The sequence below is a fragment of the Acidisoma sibiricum genome (assembly GCF_057837225.1).
On record NZ_CM174445.1, the window covers coordinates 2,581,291 to 2,597,017 of the forward strand.

18 protein-coding genes are annotated in these 15,727 nt (G+C 65.8%); 2 read left to right on the top strand and 16 right to left on the bottom strand.

Annotated features, from left to right (window positions below; translation table 11 throughout):
* Nucleotides 1–2: 2 nt before the first annotated feature.
* From AC3G7M_RS12300 to AC3G7M_RS12310, 3 genes are read right to left on the bottom strand one after another with little or no spacing between them, the layout of a single operon-like run.
* Nucleotides 3–800, bottom strand: coding sequence for a pseudouridine synthase (locus AC3G7M_RS12300; RefSeq protein WP_489212296.1), 798 nt, complete (start codon nt 798–800; stop codon nt 3–5).
* Nucleotides 797–1,519, bottom strand: coding sequence for a gamma-glutamyl-gamma-aminobutyrate hydrolase family protein (locus AC3G7M_RS12305; protein ID WP_489212297.1), 723 nt, complete (start codon nt 1,517–1,519; stop codon nt 797–799). Before AC3G7M_RS12305 ends, AC3G7M_RS12300 begins: the two co-directional genes overlap by 4 nt.
* Complete coding sequence (locus tag AC3G7M_RS12310; RefSeq protein ID WP_489212298.1) at nt 1,516–1,845, bottom strand: hypothetical protein; 330 nt, start codon at nt 1,843–1,845, stop codon at nt 1,516–1,518. Before AC3G7M_RS12310 ends, AC3G7M_RS12305 begins: the two co-directional genes overlap by 4 nt.
* Nucleotides 1,846–1,980: 135 nt before the next feature.
* Here AC3G7M_RS12310 and AC3G7M_RS12315 point away from each other — a divergent pair, with 135 nt between their 5' ends.
* On the top strand, nt 1,981–2,433 hold the full coding sequence (locus AC3G7M_RS12315; RefSeq protein ID WP_489212299.1) for a nucleoside deaminase: 453 nt from the start codon (nt 1,981–1,983) through the stop codon (nt 2,431–2,433).
* 4 nt (nt 2,434–2,437) lie between these two features.
* Here AC3G7M_RS12315 and AC3G7M_RS12320 read toward each other — a convergent pair whose 3' ends face one another.
* The 9 genes from AC3G7M_RS12320 to purD all read right to left on the bottom strand — a co-directional run bounded on the left by AC3G7M_RS12320 (nt 2,438) and on the right by purD (nt 10,643).
* Nucleotides 2,438–3,358, bottom strand: a complete 921-nt coding sequence (locus tag AC3G7M_RS12320) for a CopD family protein (protein WP_489212300.1) — start codon at nt 3,356–3,358, stop codon at nt 2,438–2,440.
* Nucleotides 3,359–3,375: 17 nt separating this feature from the next.
* A complete protein-coding gene (locus AC3G7M_RS12325; RefSeq protein WP_489212301.1) occupies nt 3,376–3,738 on the bottom strand; it encodes a copper resistance CopC family protein in 363 nt (120 codons plus the stop codon).
* 93 nt (nt 3,739–3,831) lie between these two features.
* On the bottom strand, nt 3,832–4,245 hold the full coding sequence (locus AC3G7M_RS12330) for a hypothetical protein (RefSeq protein WP_489212302.1): 414 nt from the start codon (nt 4,243–4,245) through the stop codon (nt 3,832–3,834).
* A gap of 9 nt (nt 4,246–4,254) precedes the next feature.
* Complete coding sequence (locus AC3G7M_RS12335; RefSeq protein ID WP_489212303.1) at nt 4,255–5,286, bottom strand: histone deacetylase family protein; 1,032 nt, start codon at nt 5,284–5,286, stop codon at nt 4,255–4,257.
* Between the two features lie 41 nt (nt 5,287–5,327).
* Nucleotides 5,328–6,380, bottom strand: coding sequence for an extracellular solute-binding protein (locus AC3G7M_RS12340; protein WP_489212304.1), 1,053 nt, complete (start codon nt 6,378–6,380; stop codon nt 5,328–5,330).
* Between the two features lie 31 nt (nt 6,381–6,411).
* Nucleotides 6,412–7,296, bottom strand: coding sequence for an ABC transporter permease (locus AC3G7M_RS12345; RefSeq protein ID WP_489212305.1), 885 nt, complete (start codon nt 7,294–7,296; stop codon nt 6,412–6,414).
* Between the two features lie 14 nt (nt 7,297–7,310).
* Nucleotides 7,311–8,195 carry an ABC transporter permease gene (locus AC3G7M_RS12350; RefSeq protein ID WP_489212306.1) on the bottom strand — a complete coding sequence of 295 codons (885 nt, stop codon included), beginning with the start codon at nt 8,193–8,195 and terminating at the stop codon, nt 7,311–7,313.
* Nucleotides 8,196–8,202: 7 nt separating this feature from the next.
* Nucleotides 8,203–9,264 carry an ABC transporter ATP-binding protein gene (locus AC3G7M_RS12355; RefSeq protein ID WP_489212307.1) on the bottom strand — a complete coding sequence of 354 codons (1,062 nt, stop codon included), beginning with the start codon at nt 9,262–9,264 and terminating at the stop codon, nt 8,203–8,205.
* Nucleotides 9,265–9,377: 113 nt separating this feature from the next.
* Nucleotides 9,378–10,643 (bottom strand): phosphoribosylamine--glycine ligase, encoded by a 1,266-nt coding sequence (gene purD, locus AC3G7M_RS12360; protein ID WP_489212308.1) that lies wholly within the window; start codon nt 10,641–10,643, stop codon nt 9,378–9,380.
* Between the two features lie 54 nt (nt 10,644–10,697).
* On the opposite strand from purD, the gene xseA reads away from it, so the two are divergent.
* On the top strand, nt 10,698–12,254 hold the full coding sequence (xseA, locus tag AC3G7M_RS12365; protein ID WP_489212310.1) for an exodeoxyribonuclease VII large subunit: 1,557 nt from the start codon (nt 10,698–10,700) through the stop codon (nt 12,252–12,254).
* Nucleotides 12,255–12,415: 161 nt separating this feature from the next.
* Here xseA and AC3G7M_RS12370 read toward each other — a convergent pair whose 3' ends face one another.
* Genes AC3G7M_RS12370 through hisF form a run of 4 tightly spaced genes read right to left on the bottom strand, consistent with a single transcriptional unit; the run spans nt 12,416 to nt 15,707 of the window.
* Nucleotides 12,416–12,556, bottom strand: coding sequence for a hypothetical protein (locus AC3G7M_RS12370; RefSeq protein WP_489212311.1), 141 nt, complete (start codon nt 12,554–12,556; stop codon nt 12,416–12,418).
* Nucleotides 12,557–12,594: 38 nt separating this feature from the next.
* The gene (locus AC3G7M_RS12375) at nt 12,595–14,418 is read right to left on the bottom strand and encodes an adenine deaminase (RefSeq protein WP_489212313.1); all 1,824 of its coding nucleotides are present in this window, start codon (nt 14,416–14,418) and stop codon (nt 12,595–12,597) included.
* Nucleotides 14,415–14,927 carry a phosphoribosyl-ATP diphosphatase gene (locus tag AC3G7M_RS12380; RefSeq protein WP_489212314.1) on the bottom strand — a complete coding sequence of 171 codons (513 nt, stop codon included), beginning with the start codon at nt 14,925–14,927 and terminating at the stop codon, nt 14,415–14,417. Before AC3G7M_RS12380 ends, AC3G7M_RS12375 begins: the two co-directional genes overlap by 4 nt.
* Before the next feature lie 3 nt (nt 14,928–14,930).
* Nucleotides 14,931–15,707: an imidazole glycerol phosphate synthase subunit HisF gene (gene hisF / locus AC3G7M_RS12385; protein WP_489212316.1), complete on the bottom strand. Its 777-nt coding sequence runs from the start codon at nt 15,705–15,707 to the stop codon at nt 14,931–14,933.
* Nucleotides 15,708–15,727 lie beyond the last annotated feature (20 nt).

Sequence of the window (15,727 nt, forward strand, 5' to 3'; positions counted from 1 at the left end):
CCTCATCCCCGGCGGCGCGGCGCGGCCGGTTTCGCGGGCTCGCCGGCCTTCGGCATCTGCTCTTTCAGGATCTTGCCCGGCACTTCCTCGGCCGCACGCTTGGGCAGTACGCCGAGCTGAAAGGGCCCATAGGCAATGCGGATCAGGCGCGAGGTCTCGAGGCCCAGATGCGCCATGACGCGGCGGACTTCCCGGTTGCGGCCTTCCTTCAGGCTGATGGATAGCCAGCTATTGTCGCCCTTGCGGCTGTCCAGCCCGGCCTCGATCGCGCCATAGCGCATGCCCTCGATGGTCACACCCTGCGATAGCGCCGCCAGCGCCTTCTCATCCACCCAGCCGTTGACGCGCACGCGATAGCGCCGCACCCAGCCGTTTTCCGGCCGCTCCAGCTTGCGCGCAAGCTCGCCGTCATTGGTCAGCAGCAGCAGCCCCTCGGAATTGAGATCGAGCCGCCCGACCGAGATCAGCCGCGGCAGCCCCGGCGGCAGCTTCTCGAAAACGGTTGGCCGGCCTTCCGGGTCCTTATGCGTCGTCACCAGCCCGGCGGGCTTGTGATAGCGGAACAGGCGCGTGCGTGCCGGCGCATCCACGACCTTGCCATCGACCTGCACGACATCGCCGTCGGTCACGAAGGTCGCCGGATGCTCGACCGAGCGGCCGTTCAGCTTGATGCGGCCTTCCGCGATCATGCGTTCGATATCGCGGCGGGAGGCCACCCCCGCGCGCGCCGCCCATTTGGCGATGCGCTCGCCGCGGGCGGCGTCCTCGTCCGCCTCGGCGCCGGTTTCTATCTCGGTCATCGGCAGGCCTCGATCAGGGCTGAAAAGATGCGGGCGTCGCCCGGATCGGTATGGAATTCCGGGTGCCACTGCACGCCCAGGCAAAAGCGGTAGCGCGGGTCTTCGATGCCTTCGATGACGCCGTCCGGGGCCACCGCATTCACCACCACGCCGGGTCCGGCCGTCCGCACCGCCTGATGGTGGGAGGTATTGACCAGCATCGCGGCGCCGCCGGTGATGCGCGCCAGCAGACTGCCCGGCGTCACCGCGACGCTATGGCCGGGCTCGTCATGCTGCGTCTTCTGCTCATGCGCCAGGGCGTCGGGGATGCTGTCCGGGATATGCTGGATCAGCGTGCCGCCCAGCGCCACGGCCAGCAGCTGCTCGCCGCCGCAAATGCCCAAAACCGGCAGATTGCGCGCCAGCGCGCCGCGCAGCAGAGAGAGTTCCGCGGCCGTGCGGCCTTGCTTCAGCGTCACCGTCTCATGCGTATCGGTCTCGCCATACATCGACGGGTCGATGTCGAAGGCGCCACCCGTCACCACCACGGCATCCAGCCGGTCCAGCCATTCGTCCGTCAGCTCCGGGTCATGCGGCAAAGCGACCGGCAGGCCGCCGGCCGCCGCTACGGCGGAAGCGTAATTCTGGCGCAGCGCATACCAGGGATAGCGGGACCAGCCGCCCGGCTCCTCGCTATCCAGCGTAATGCCGACCAGCGGCCGGCGCGGCTCACCGATCATTGGCTGAAGCCCGCCAGAACATGCACCAGCTTGTCCTGGGCTGCCTGCACGTCCGGCGCATCGGCCGAGAGGGTGGCCACGCGCCGGCCGGCCTCGCTCGTCGGTGCCACCAGGCCGTGCAGCGTCTCCAGATAGGGGGCGAGGGCGGTCACGTCAGACAGTTCGCCGCGGTCGCCGGCCTCATCCATCGCGACAATGAGGTCGCTGAAGGCCCGCAGCCAGGCGAAGCGCTCATCGCTCATCACGGACTGCAGCAGCTTATAGGGACTGGTATCCAGGCCGTAAGCACGCGCCTCGGCCTGGATCAGGGCGCGGTGCAGATCCATGATCGCGTGGCTCAGCGGACGTTGAAGGGTACTGGGCTTCGGTTTGTCGGGTCGTATTGCCATAATGTGCTGATGGCATGAGATGCGCCTTCCGGTCCACTGGACGCATGCGCCTGCCAGGAGGCATCAAGCCGCATGACCCTGACCAAAACGCCGATGGACCTGGCCTTGGACGAAGCCCGCGCGGCTGGAGCGCGCGGCGAGGTGCCGGTCGGTGCCGTGGTGCTCGATGCCTCCGGCGCGGTTATCGCCGCGGCCGGCAACCGCACGGAAGCCACGCAGGACGCCTCCGCCCATGCCGAGATCCTGGCGCTGCGGGAGGCCGCCCGTCTCCGCGGCTCCCCCCGGCTGCCCGATTGCACGCTGGTGGTGACGCTGGAACCCTGTCCCATGTGCGCGGCGGCGATCAGCGCCTTCCGCGTGCGCAAACTCGTCTTCGGCGCCTATGACCCGAAGGGCGGCGGGGTCGAGCATGGCGCCCGCATCTTCGCCGCAAGCTCCTGCCACCATGCGCCTGAGGTCATCGGCGGCCTGCGCGAGACGGAATGTGCTGGCCTGCTGCGGGATTTCTTCCGCGAGCGGCGGTAGCGGCCTACATCGCCATCACGGGCGGCAGGCTCGCCAGCAGTCCGGCTGCCAGCAGCACGCCCAGGCCCGCGCCGATTTCGATGCCCAGAGTGACAAGCAATCCCCGGCGGGTAGCACTGTCATGGCCATCCCGCGCCAGGCGGGGCGTCCATAGCCAGCGATTGACCGCCGCCAGAACAAGCAATGCCGCGAACAGCAGCAGTTTCAGCATCGCGGTCCAACCATAGGCGGTCGTGAACAGGCTATGCAGGGTCTGGATCATCGCTAAACCCTGCAGCATCGCCGTCACCGCGATCAGCAGCACGCAGACCTGCCCGAGCGGCGAAAAGGCGCGCAGCAACGCGGCGACGGCCGCTGGCGGCAACCGCCACGCCAGCCAGAGGATTGCCGGCAGGCTGCCGATCCAGGCGCCTGCCGCCATCAGATGCAGCACGTTTACCAGATACAGGCCGGTGCTGCCCATGCTCACGGCATGGCCATGGCTGGCTTGAAGCGCGATCAGCGCCGTGGCCGCCAGTCCCGCCATCAGTTCCGCGAAAATCCCCGTCTGCAGCAGCACGGTGGCAAGGATCGCCAGCGTGCTGACCTGGCCCAGCACGGCGGTGCCGAAGGCAGTGCCGCCCAGCACGGTGCCGATCGCGCTCAGCAGACTGGGCCAGTCCGCGGCGCCGGACAGCGACTGCGCAACGCCGACCAGCCACAGTCCCAGGATCGCGATCGTCGCGACGGCCAGGGCCTGCAGACTACGCCGCAGCCGCCGGGACAAAAAAGCGGCGTCCGCCTCCGCCAGCGGCGCCAGGGCCGCGGGCAGAACCAGCAGGCGCAGGGCCGCCGTGCCGAAGACCGTCAGCACGGCGATATCGACGATCCCGCGCAGTGCAACCAGGCCGATGCCGCCGCTATCCGAGAGATCGAAAGGGGGCATCGGCCTGTCTCTGCCGCTTAGCCGGCGACCGTGAAGGTGTAGCTGCCGTGGGTCTTATGCGTGTCCGTATCCGTCGCATGCCACTTCACGGTGTAGGTGCCGGCCGCAAGCGGCTTCAGCCCGACGCTGAGGTGATGGACGTCGGTCTTGGAGACGGTGGCATTGCCGTCATCAACCCGCGCGCCTTTGGCATCCAGCACCGTTACGCCGGTAAAGGCCGGTTCCAATTCGTCGTCGAATTCAATCCAAAGCGTGGTCGGCGCCGTGGTGACGGTCGCACCCTTGGCCGGGGATTCATGCTGCGGATAGGCATGGGCGAAGGCCGCACCGGAAGCGAGCAGGGACAGCAGCGAGGCTGTCGTGAGCATACGTGTAAACATGGGTAAACCCCTCTAGAGGCGCGTCCTTTGCGGGCGCGCAGCGCATCAGTCTTACGGATGGACGGTGGAACAGAGGCGCGCAGGCTCGCGCGCTTATGTCGCCCGCGGCGGCGCGCGCGGCGCAGGCCGGATGTGGTGCGGCGGGCGCGGCGCCAGGACGCGCCAGAGGGCGGAGCCCTGATCGTCCGAAATCAGGACGGGGGCCGGCGGCAGGGCAACGCCCACCGGTGGCAGCACCATGGCGGCTTCGGCGATATCGAGCAGAAGCTGGTCGTCGAAAGATGGCCCGCGGGGGGCCGGCCGGGGCGCCAAGGGCGTCTGCGGGCTGCCCGGTCCGCAGATCACCATGGCGGCTTCGAGCGTGCTCAGCGCATTGCCGCCACTGACCGCATGCGGGACGATCGCACCCAAAGCCAGACGCGCGGCAATGGCGCAGAGGACCAGCGCAATCGCCGCTGGAATGCGCCATAGCTCGATCAGCCGGATGGGGCGCCGCTTGTCTTGCATCAGGGGCGGTCAGCGTCCCTCGAAGCCGGTCAGAACATTCACGGCATTGATGCCGATCTCGGCCACCGCATAGCCGCCTTCCATGACGAACAGCGTCGGCAGGCCAAGGGCCGCGATGCGCTCGCCCATGCGCGTGAAATGCTCATGGTCCAGCTTGAACTGGGAAATCGGATCGTTCTTGTAGGTATCGACGCCGAGAGAGACCAGCAGCACGTCGGGTGCGTAATCGGCCACGCGCCGGCAGCCGGTTTCCAGCGCCGCACTCCACTCCGGCCAATCCGTGCCCCAGGGCAGCGGCAGGTTGAGGTTGAAGCCTTCTCCCGCACCCGCCCCCGGCTCATCCGCGAAGCCGAGGAGATAGGGATATTCCTGGTCCGGCGTCGCATGAATATTCACCAGCAGCACGTCGCTGCGCTGATAGAAAATCTGCTGCGTGCCGTTGCCGTGATGGTAGTCGACGTCAAGAATGGCGACGCGCTTGGCGCCTTGGTCCAGCAGGTGCTGGGCCGCAATCGCGGCATTGTTGAGGAAGCAATAGCCGCCGTAATGGTCGGACCCCGCATGGTGCCCTGGCGGGCGGCACAGCGAGAAGACCGAGCGGGCACCGGCGACGATCGCCGCAGCACCGGTCAGCGCGACATCTGCCGAGCTTCGGATCGCCTGCCAGCTCGTCGCCATCAGCGGCGTGCCGGCATCGAAGCAGAACCAGGCGAGGCGGCCTTCCAGTGTCTCGGGCACGCGGTCGGTGCGGAAGCCGCGGGTGAAGAAGGTGAAGGGAAAGGCGCCACCCGTGCGGCCGAGCTTCTCCCATTCCGCATAACCGTGGCGCAGCAGGTCCACCATGCGCGGATCGTGGATGCGGGTCAGCGCGTCGTCGGGGAAATGATCAGGCGCCAGGATCGGGCCGAGACCCACCGCGCGGGCGCGGTCCAGAATGATGTGGGCGCGTTCAGGCTTTTCAAAGGCGGGGACAAATTCGCCGGAATTCAGTTCGCCGGGGCTTTGGTGCAGAGCGTGATCAGGCGAATAGATGACGTCCATGGAAAGACTCCCCCCAAGCGTGGCTTGGGGGGAGTTGTCGGTTATTTACGGATCAGCGTCCAGATGCGGTCGAAGTCCTTCGTCGCCTTGGCGTCGCAGCCCGGCGAGAAGACGATCTTGTAATCCGCCGGCGGATTGAATTCCGGCGCGGTTGCCATGGCCGGCTGCAGATACTTGTTGGAGCCGGCAACGCCGTTCTGATAGCCCGCGAAATTGCTTTCGATCGCGGCATTCTGCGGGTCCATCATGAAGTTGATGAACTTCTTGGCGTTATCCACGTCGGGGGCGCCAACCGGGATGGCGAGGTTGTCCATCCAGCCTGCGCCACCTTCCTTGGCATAGACATAGTGCAGGCTCGCCTTGGCCTGGCGGGCGCGCATCGCGTCACCCGACCACTGCTCGCTCATCGTCACTTCGCCCGCCGTCAGGCGGTCGATGATGCCGTCCGAATTGTACAGCTTCACGAAAGGCTTCTGTGCCTGCAGCAGCGCCAGCGTCTCTTTCAGATCGGCCGGATCGGTGTCGCAAGGCGGATGGCCGAGATACAGCAGGGCGAGATTGATGACCTCGCTCGGCGAGCCGAACATGCCGACCTGGCCTTTGAAGACCGCCGGCGGCCGGAACAGGGTGCCGAGGCTGTCGACCGGCTGCGGATAGACCTTGGTGTCATAGGTGAAGGACGTCGTGCCCCACTGCCACGGCACCGTATAGTCCGCACTCGGGTCCCAGTCGCGCTTCTGCCAGCGCGGCTCCAGATTCTTGAAGTTCGGCATGGAGGAGGCATCAACCTTCTCCAGCAGGTTCTGATTGACGAAGATCTTCACGAAGTCATCGGAGACGACGACCAGATCGTAGCCCGTGGTGCCGGCCTTCAGCTTGGCGAGCAGGGTCTCGTTCGAATCATAGGTATCGAGCGTCACCTTGATGCCGGTTTCGGCGGTGAACTTCTTGAGCAGATCCGGGGCGGTGTAATCCGTCCAGTTAAAGATATGCAGAACCCCCGCATCGGCGGCATGGGCCGGCTGGGCCAGGGGGGCGGCCGCAACAGCGGCGGCACCCAGGCCAAAGGCCATCAGGGCAGTCTTGAGGCTCATTGAAACTTCCTCCGGTATGGAAGGTGGGGGTTCAGGTCGTAGCCGTGGCCGGTGTGGTCGCAGCGGCGGTGCCGCCGGCTGCGGCCCCCGCCTCGTTCGGCCGGCTGATGACGAAGGCCACAAGGGCAAGCGCCCCTGAAATCACCAGCAGGATGGTCGAAATCGCATTCACCTCTGGCGTCACGCCCAGCCGCATCATGCCATAGACATAGACGGGCAGGGTGGTCGTACCGGCGCTGCTCACCATGAAGCTGATCAGAAAGTCATCCAGCGAGGTCACGAAGGCCAGAATGGCACCGGCCATGATGCCCGGCACCATCAGCGGCAGGGTGATGCGCAGAAATATCCGCCATTCGTTTCCATAAAGGTCCCGTCCGGCATCTTCGTACGCCGTGCCCACTGCACTCAGCCGCGCCTGGATGGGTAGCATGGCGAAGGGAATGCAGAAGACCGTATGGGCGAGCACCAGATTGAGCACGCCATAATGAAAGCCGATCGACGAAAAGAAAATCAGCGTCGTGATGGCGGTGACGATTTCCGGCACCACCAGGGGCATCATGACCAGACTGGTCGCCGCCGCCTCGCCCTTGAAGCGGCCGCCGCGCTCGAAACCCAGCGCCGCCGCGATCGCGATCGCGGTCGAACAGATCGTCGCCAGCACACCCACCAGTACGGAGACATAGGCCGCATGGCGGATATCGCCGTTATTGGCGACGCGGGAGAACCAATGCAGGCTGAACCCGGTCCAGACGGTGACGAAGCGATTGGCGTTGAAGGAATAGACCACAAGAATGACGAGCGGGAGATAGAGGAAGGCCATCACGGCCAGGCTGAAGATGCCGAAGCCGGGGTTATGCCGCCAGTCGAAGGGGCGGATCTTGCGGCGTGCGGCGGTCGGCATGGTCGCTGTTTGCATTGTCGGTGCCATCGTCATGCCGCCTGTGCCGCTGCCGCGCGTTTGGATCGCCAGCGTTGCCAGGCGAGGGACAGAATGACCGCGAAGGTCACCAGCATCGACAGCGCGGCGCCGAAGGGCCAGTTGCGGGATGAGGTGAACTGCATCTCGATCAGGCTGCCGATGAGAAGCTGCTTGCCGCCGCCCAGCAGGTCGGGCTGCAGGAAGGAGCCAAGGGCGGGTGCGAAGACCAGCACGGTGCCGGCGGCGATGCCGGGCTTGGTCAGCGGCCAGATGACCCGACGGAACAGCTGATAGCGGTTGGAATAGAGATCATAGGCGGCTTCGATCAGACGCGGATCAAGCCGTTCCAGCGTCGCGTAGATCGGCAGCACCATGAAGGGCAGGAAGGTATAGACCAGACCGAGCAGCACGGAACCCTGGTTATACAGCAGCGGCAGCGGGTGGGCGATAAACCCCAGCCAGCCGAACAGCTTATTGGCCAGACCCTCGTCGCGCAGAATGAGAATCCAGCAATAGGTGCGGATCAGGGTATTGATCCAGAACGGCAGCGACACCAGCGTCAACAGTATTTTGCGGCGCCCCGGTGACTGGCAGACGATATACCAGGCCACCGGAAAGCCGATGACGAGGCTGAGGATCGTCGTTGCCAGCGCAAGATAGAGCGAGCGGAAGGCGATCCAGAAATAATCCGGCATGAAGATCAGGCTGCCGTCGAAGTCCTGATCGAACAGCATCTGCACATAGGCGCCGAAGGTGGGGGGCATCGCCACGCCGCCGTACGGATTGGCAGACAGGAAGGAATAAACGAGGGAGATGAGAAGCGGAATGGCACCGAATATGCCGATGACGAAGACCGCGGGAAAGATCAGCCAATAGGCGGAGCGTTTGTTCAGCATGATGGCATCAATCCAGCAGCTCGCGTTCAGCCCCCGTTTCCCAGACGAGGCCGACCTCCGTGCCATGGGGCAGTTTCGCCGCACCGCGGATGCGCGCGCGCAGCCGGCTGCCGTCCGGTATCGTGACCTCCATCAGCGTGTCCGAGCCGAGGAAGGTCGCGTTGTCGACGATGCCGCTGATGCGGGGCGTGACGCCGGGCGCGGCCATTTCGATCCGCTCGGGGCGAATGGCGATGATGGCATCCGCACGCCGGCCCAGCGTGGCACCGGGAATGAGATTGGCTTCGCCGATGAAGTCGGCGACGAAACGATTGGTCGGATGATCGTAGATGTCTTCCGGCGTGCCGATCTGCTGAATGCGGCCGGTATTCATGACCGCGATGCGGTCAGACATGGCCAGCGCTTCTTCCTGATCATGCGTCACCAGAATGAAGGTGATGCCGGTCTCGCGCTGCAGGCGCTTCAGCTCGAACTGCATCTCCTTGCGCAGCTTGAGATCAAGCGCCGAAAGCGGTTCATCCAGCAGCAGCACTTGCGGGCGCGGGGCCAGCGCGCGGGCGAGTGCGACGCGCTGCTGCTGGCCGCCCGAGAGCTGCGCGGGCTTGCGGTTGGCGAAATGCCCAAGCTTCACCAGGGACAAAGTCTCCTGCACGCGCGCCGTGATATCGGCCTTTTTCCAGCGCAGCATCTCCAACCCGAAGGCGACGTTCTGGGATACCGTCAAATGCGGAAACAGCGCGTAGTTCTGGAAGACCATGTTCACCGGCCGCTCGCGCGGCGGCAGATTGGCGACATCCTTGCCATGGAGGCGAATTTCGCCGGTCGTCGGATGTTCAAACCCGGCCAGCATGCGCAGCAGCGTCGTCTTGCCGCAGCCTGACGGGCCCAGCAGCGTGAAGAATTCCTTTTCTTCGATCAGAACATTGATCGCCTCCAGAGCCCGATGACCGGTGGCGGGGTCGCCAAAGACCTTCTCGACTCCGATCACTTCAATCAAATGGCGCGATGGGACTGGCCGGATTGCGGGTGTGATCGCCGCGGGCGCGTCACTCAGCACTTCAGAGGGCATTTGAGAGAAGTCTCCCGGTTGCAATGTGATCAGTTTTCATGGCCGAGCGACGCAATGCAAGTGCTTTGCCACCGAAAACGCGATTTATGCGAGCGGCGCCCCGGCCGCGCGGATCAGGTGAAGTGCGCGCCGATATCGCGGCGGCAAAAACCCTCCGGCCAGTCGATCGCATCAACTGTTTGATAAGCCCGGCTTCTTGCTGCGGCGAGGGTGGGGGCCGTTGCGTTGATCACCAGCACGCGGCCGCCATTCGCCAGAACCTGCCCGTCCTCTGCCGTGGTGCCGGCGTGAAAGATGGTCACTTCCGGGTCGGCGGCAGCCGTGTCCAGACCCTGGATCACCGTGCCGCGCAGATAGTCACCGGGATAGCCGCGCGCCGCCATGACGATGGAGACCGAAGCCTCCGGCCGCCAGCGCGGGGCGACGTCCGCAATGCCGCCGTCGCAGACGGCGAGCAGGGCTGGCACGATGTCACTGTCCAGCAGCGGCAGCAGGGTCTCCGCCTCGGGGTCGCCGAAGCGCACATTATATTCGATCAGCTTGGGGCCATCCGCCGTCAGCATCAGACCGGCAAACAGCACGCCGCGGAAGGGCGTGCCGCGATGCGCCATCTCTGTCAGGGTCGGACGGATAATATGCGCCATCACCTGATCGCGCAGCTCATGCGTAAAGCCGGGCGGCGGCGCGATCGCCCCCATGCCGCCGGTATTGGGGCCGGTATCGCCGTCGCCGACGCGCTTATGGTCGCGCGCGGCACCCAGGAAGATGGCGTTCTCGCCGTCGCATAGCGCGAAGACCGAGACTTCAGGGCCTTCCAGGAATTCTTCGATCACCACGCGGGCGCCGGCCGCCCCGAATGTGCCCTCGCGCAGGCAGGCGATGACCGCTTCCTCGGCTTCGGCCACGGTCTGGGCGACAACAACGCCCTTGCCGGCCGCCAGTCCATCGGCCTTCACCACGATCGGCGCACCGCGCCGCTGGATGAAATCGAGTGCGGCATGGGTATCGGTGAAGGCTTCCCAGCGCGCGGTCGGGATGCCGGCGGCATCCGCCACTTCCTTGGTAAACTGCTTGCTGCCTTCCAATTGGGCAGCGGCCTGGCTCGGTCCCGCGCAACGGATGCCCTGCTCATGCAGCCGGTCCCAAAGACCGGCGACCAGCGGCGCTTCCGGCCCGGGCACCACGAGGTCGATGGCGTTACTGGCCGCGAAACGGGCAAGCGCCTCAATTTCAGTCACCGCGATCGGAACGAGTTTGGCGAGCTTGGCGATGCCGGGATTGCCCGGCGCACAGAAAAGCTCAGTCACCAGCGGGCTTTTCGCGATGGCGCGCACCAGCGCATGCTCCCGTCCGCCAGACCCCACTACCAAGACGCGCATCGCCCTACTCCGCCACTGCTTCAAACCTGGGCGGCTCTAGCATAGTCTGTGACCATGACCGACACGCTAGACGCTCCCGCTCCCTCGAATATCCCCGAATATTCGGTCAGTGAAATCTCTTCTGCCGTGAAGCGCACGCTGGAGGGCGCCTTCAGCCGCGTGCGGGTGCGGGGGGAGGTGACGGAGATGAAGCGCTACCCCTCCGGCCATATCTATTTTTCGCTCAAGGACGAACAGGGCAAGATCGCCGGCATCGTCTGGAAGTCGGCCGTCTCCCGCCTCGGCCTGGTGCCCGAGAACGGGATTGAGGTCATCGCCACCGGCCGCGTCACCGCCTATGGCGAGCGCTCCTCCTACCAGCTCATCGTCGAGAAGATGGAATTCGCGGGCGCCGGCGCGCTGCTCGCCAAGATCGAGATGCTGCGGGTGCACCTCGCCGAGGAGGGGCTCTTCGCCGAGTCGCGCAAGCGCCCCATCCCGGTGCTGCCGCGCCTGGTCGGCCTCGTCACCAGTCCCCAGGGCGCGGTGCTGCAGGATATCCGCACCACCATCGCGCGGCGCTTTCCCCGTGACCTCCTGCTCTGGCCGGTGGCCGTCCAGGGCGAGGGCTCGGCCGAGAAGATCGCCGCCGCCATCCGCGGCTTTTCGGCCATGCCGGCGGACGGACCGGTGCCGCGGCCGGACGTGCTCATTATCGCGCGCGGCGGCGGCAGTCTGGAAGACCTCATGGCCTTCAACGATGAAGCCGTGCTGCGCGCCGTGGCCGATTGCACCATCCCGCTGATTTCGGCCGTGGGCCATGAGACGGACACCACGCTGATCGATTTCGTCTCTGACCGCCGGGCGCCGACACCGACCGCCGCCGCCGAAATGGCGGTACCGTCGCGGCTGGAACTGATCGCCGACGTGACCCAGAAAGGTGGGCGGCTCACGGCCGCCATCGCGCGGCTGATGGCGGAAGGCCGGCTGCGCGTCACCGGTGCGGGCCGCGGCCTGCCCGACATTGCCGGCCTGCTCGGCCAGGCGCGGATACGGCTGGATGATCGCGCGGAACGTCTGGCGCTGGCGCCCGACAGCCTGCTCCGCCTGCGCCGGGCCGAATGGCGGCACGCGGCTGAGCGGCTGCCTCATCCCAAGGTCTGGCTGGACGGGCTGCGCGCCCGTCTGGTGGAGGAAGGGCGACGCCTCTCCCTCGGCCTGCCGCAGTTGCTCTCCCTGCGCCGAAATGCGCTGGCGCTCTCTGTCCAAGGGCTGCCCACCGGCTTGCGGCATCGCATCGCGCTTCTGCGCCAGGCCGAGGCGCGGATCAGCGCGCGTCTCTCTCCGGCGCCCGTGTTCTCGGGCCAGCGCGAGGCGCGTGCCCGACTCGAAGGTTTCGCGGCACGGCTCGATTCGGTCTCCTACAAATCCGTGCTCGAACGTGGCTTCGTGCTCGTCTCGGATCAGGCAGGGCATCCGGTGACGCGGGCGGCGGGCGTGGCTGAGGGCGATGCGCTCAGCCTGCGCTTCGCCGATGGCGCGGTCGATGTCACAGCCGGCGCCGGCGGTGCGGGCAGGCCTCCGTCCAAACCCCGCCTGCGCAAGGGCGCCGCCCAAGGCTCTCTTCTTTAGAGTGTGTCAGTTTCGGTCAGAATCACACCGTCATACCCGCGCAAGCGGGTATCTTCTGACGGCGCGGCGCCATTCCGGGCGGGATCGCCTGCTACCTCCAAGAAGATGCCCACTTTGGTGGGCATGACGGGGTAACTGTTTCAGTCAAAGTCTGAGAGACCCTAAGGCGCCGGTCGTCTGACGCGCGGGTCATACAGCCAGCGGCGCTGCTTCGTCGCCGTGATGGTGCGGCTGTTCTGGTGCAGCGGATTGATGAGAATGTTCTGTTCCTCCGGCACCACGGCCGAGGGAATCAGGAGCAAAGCCGAGCGGCGCTCGCGCAGCCAGGTGAAAACTCCCTTCAGATATTCGCGCCGGCCGTGATGGGCTGGAAGAGCGGCAGAATTTCCATGCCGGGCACCGTGACAAGCCCCTTGTCCGTGAGTCTGATTTCCGGGATCACGGCCAGCGGTACGAGATTAAAACCCATGAAGGGCAGGGTGCAGCCGAGATCGGCCCAGGCCGCCTTCAGGGCGGCGGCTTCTTCCGCGACGACACCGACCCGCTTGTCCGACAGCAGCCCGGCGACCGGCAGATCGACTTTTGCGACCACCTGGCCGTCTTTCACCACCACCAGCCCGCCCTGGCTCTCGCGCACAGCGGCCAGCGCCACCTGCATATCGGCCTCGGTGCGGCCGGCGACGATGATGTTATGCGCGTCATGCCCGATGCTGCTGGCGACCGCACCGCTTTTGAGACCGAAATCCTTGAGCAGGCCAAGGCCGACATTGCCGGCCGATTTTCCATGGCGTTCGATCACCGCGGTGAAGCAGAGGCCGTGCTTGTCGAGCTGCGCGTTCCAATCGCCATCGGCGGGGTCAAGCTGGACCTGCTCATGGATGAGGATGATGCCCGGCAGCTCCGTCTTCACCGTATTGACGATGACGGGTGTGGTCGGCAGCGCCGGCGTGAGCGTCAGCCCGTCCGGCACGGTCACAGTCTCATAGGCGCGCTTCGGATAGACGTAGCGCTCACTCTCCAGCTGGGCTTCGAGTTCTGGGGTGATGCGGCGCTGATCGACGGCCAGGACACCGCCATACCAGGTGCTCTGCGGCTCCAGCGCGTCATTCAGCAGCACGATATCGGCGCGGCGGCTATGGCCCAGCGCGCCGAACTCGCTGTCCATCCCGTAGCGCGTGGCGCCATGCAGCGAGCCCATCGACCAGGCGACTTCGCGAGAAACACCGGCGCGCACGGCCTCGCGCGCGACCCAGTCGAGGCCGAACAGGGCGAGATCATCCGCCTCGCGGTCATCGGTGCAGATGCAGACGCGCTTGGCCGAAGCACCCAGTTCCGTCACCGCCTTGATGGCCTGGGGCAGGGAATGCCAGGGTGTGGTCGGCGGCCCGCCGCGCAAAAACACCCAGATGCCGGCCTCCAGGAAGTCATTGGCAATGTCCCGGTCGATCGCTTCATGCGTGTCGGTGATGCCACTCGCGGCATAGGCGGCGACGAATTCGCGGCCATAGCAATGGCCGCTGACCGGCCGGCCGCGCTTCAGGGCTTCGGCGATGATGGCATGGCTGCGCGCATCGCCCATCACGACATGGACGAAATCCATCTTCTCGCCAAGGGCGGCGGCTTCCGGCCAGGCATCGAAAATGGCGCCGATCTTCTCGGGCGTCAGATCGCCCCCCGCGGTCTCGAATTCGGGCGAGGTCGCCGGCACCGTGCTCGGCACCGTCAGGAAAATATTCAGCGGCGCGGCGCGGGCATCTTCCAGCATCCATTCGACGCCGTCGCGGTCCAGGACATTGCCGATCTCATGGCTGTCGCAGAAAATCGTAGTCACGCCGTTCAGCAGCGCGGCCTCGGCGAAGGCGCAGGCCGTGAGCAGACTGCTCTCGATATGCACATGGCTGTCGACGAGGCCGGGGGCCAGAATGCCGCCCGCGGCGTCATAAAGCGCGGCACCTTCGCCACGCCAGCTGCCGGCAGGCTTTACCGCGGCGATGCGCCCCTGAGAGACCCAGATTTCACGATTGGGAATGATCCGCTCGGAATAGGTCGAGAGGATGCGCGCATCGCGGATGACAAGGTCAGGCGCGACGCGGCCATGGGCCACGCCGGCCAGGTGGCGGGTGACGGTGGACAGGTGCGGGACCGAAAAACGGGTCAGGGTCATGGGATTTTCTTTGTCTCCACAGCTTGGGACACGCGCAACGCGCGCAGACGGGAGGCTTTTTCGGCAATGCCGCTGACGCCTTCGCGCCGGGTGAGTTCGGCCCAGACCTCATCCGGGCGGACATCGGCATCAACCCAGAGAACCAGCAGATGATACAGCACGTCCGCACTCTCGGCGATAAGCGCGGCTTTGCTGTCGCCGCGCACCGCCTCGATCAGGCATTCCACCGCCTCCTCGCCGAACTTCTGGGCGATTTTGGCGGTGCCGCGCGACATCAGCCGGGCCGAATGGCTGGCCGCCGGATCGGCGTCACGCCGGCTGTCGATCGTCGCCCACAGCCGGTCGAGCACCGCCGCATCCCGGCCCGCGACCGGCGGCGGCTTGGGCGCGGCCGTCTTGACGGCCGCCTTCTTAACGGCGGCCTTCTTGACACTGGTTTTCTTGGCAGCCTTCGGCTTCTCGCTCTTGGCCTTGCGGGCCAGGGCGCCAAGCTTGGTGGATTTAGCCATGCGTCACATTCCTTGGGGCAGGCGGGGTAGGCGGACGGGCAATTGCGCATCGGCCAAAGCCTGTTTGACCTCGGCGATCTTGAACTGGCCGAAATGGAACACGCTGGCGGCCAGCAGGCCGGTGGCGCCGGCCTGCGCGCCTTCCACGAAATGATGCAGGCTGCCGACGCCGCCTGAGGCGACGACCGGGATCGTGACGGAACTGCAGACGGCCCGCAGCAGGTCCAGGTCAAAGCCGCGGCCGGTACCGTCGCGGTCCATGCTGGTCAGCAGGATCTCTCCTGCGCCCATGATCGCCATGCGCTGGCACCAGGCGACGGCGTCCAGCCCCGTGGGCGTGCGCCCGCCATGGCTATAGACCTCCCAGCGGCCGGGGCCGGCCGTGCGCGCATCGACGGCGACCACGACGCATTGATTGCCGAATTTTTCGGCTGCCTCCGACACCAGGTCGGGACGGGAGATGGCGGCCGAGTTGATGCTGCATTTATCGGCGCCGGCCAGCAGCAGCCGCCGCATATCGGCGGTGGAGCGGATGCCGCCGCCCACCGTCAGGGGCAGAAAAATCCGCTCGGCGGTTTTGGAAACAACATCGAGGATCGTATCGCGATTTTCGTGGCTTGCGGTAATATCCAGAAATGTAAGCTCGTCCGCCCCGGCGGCATCATAAAGCGCCGCCTGCTCGACAGGGTCGCCGGCGTCGCGGAGAGAGACGAAATTGACACCTTTCACCACCCGCCCGTCTTTGACGTCCAGGCAGGGAATCACGCGCAGCTTCAACATGGCATCGGACTTCTCATCGT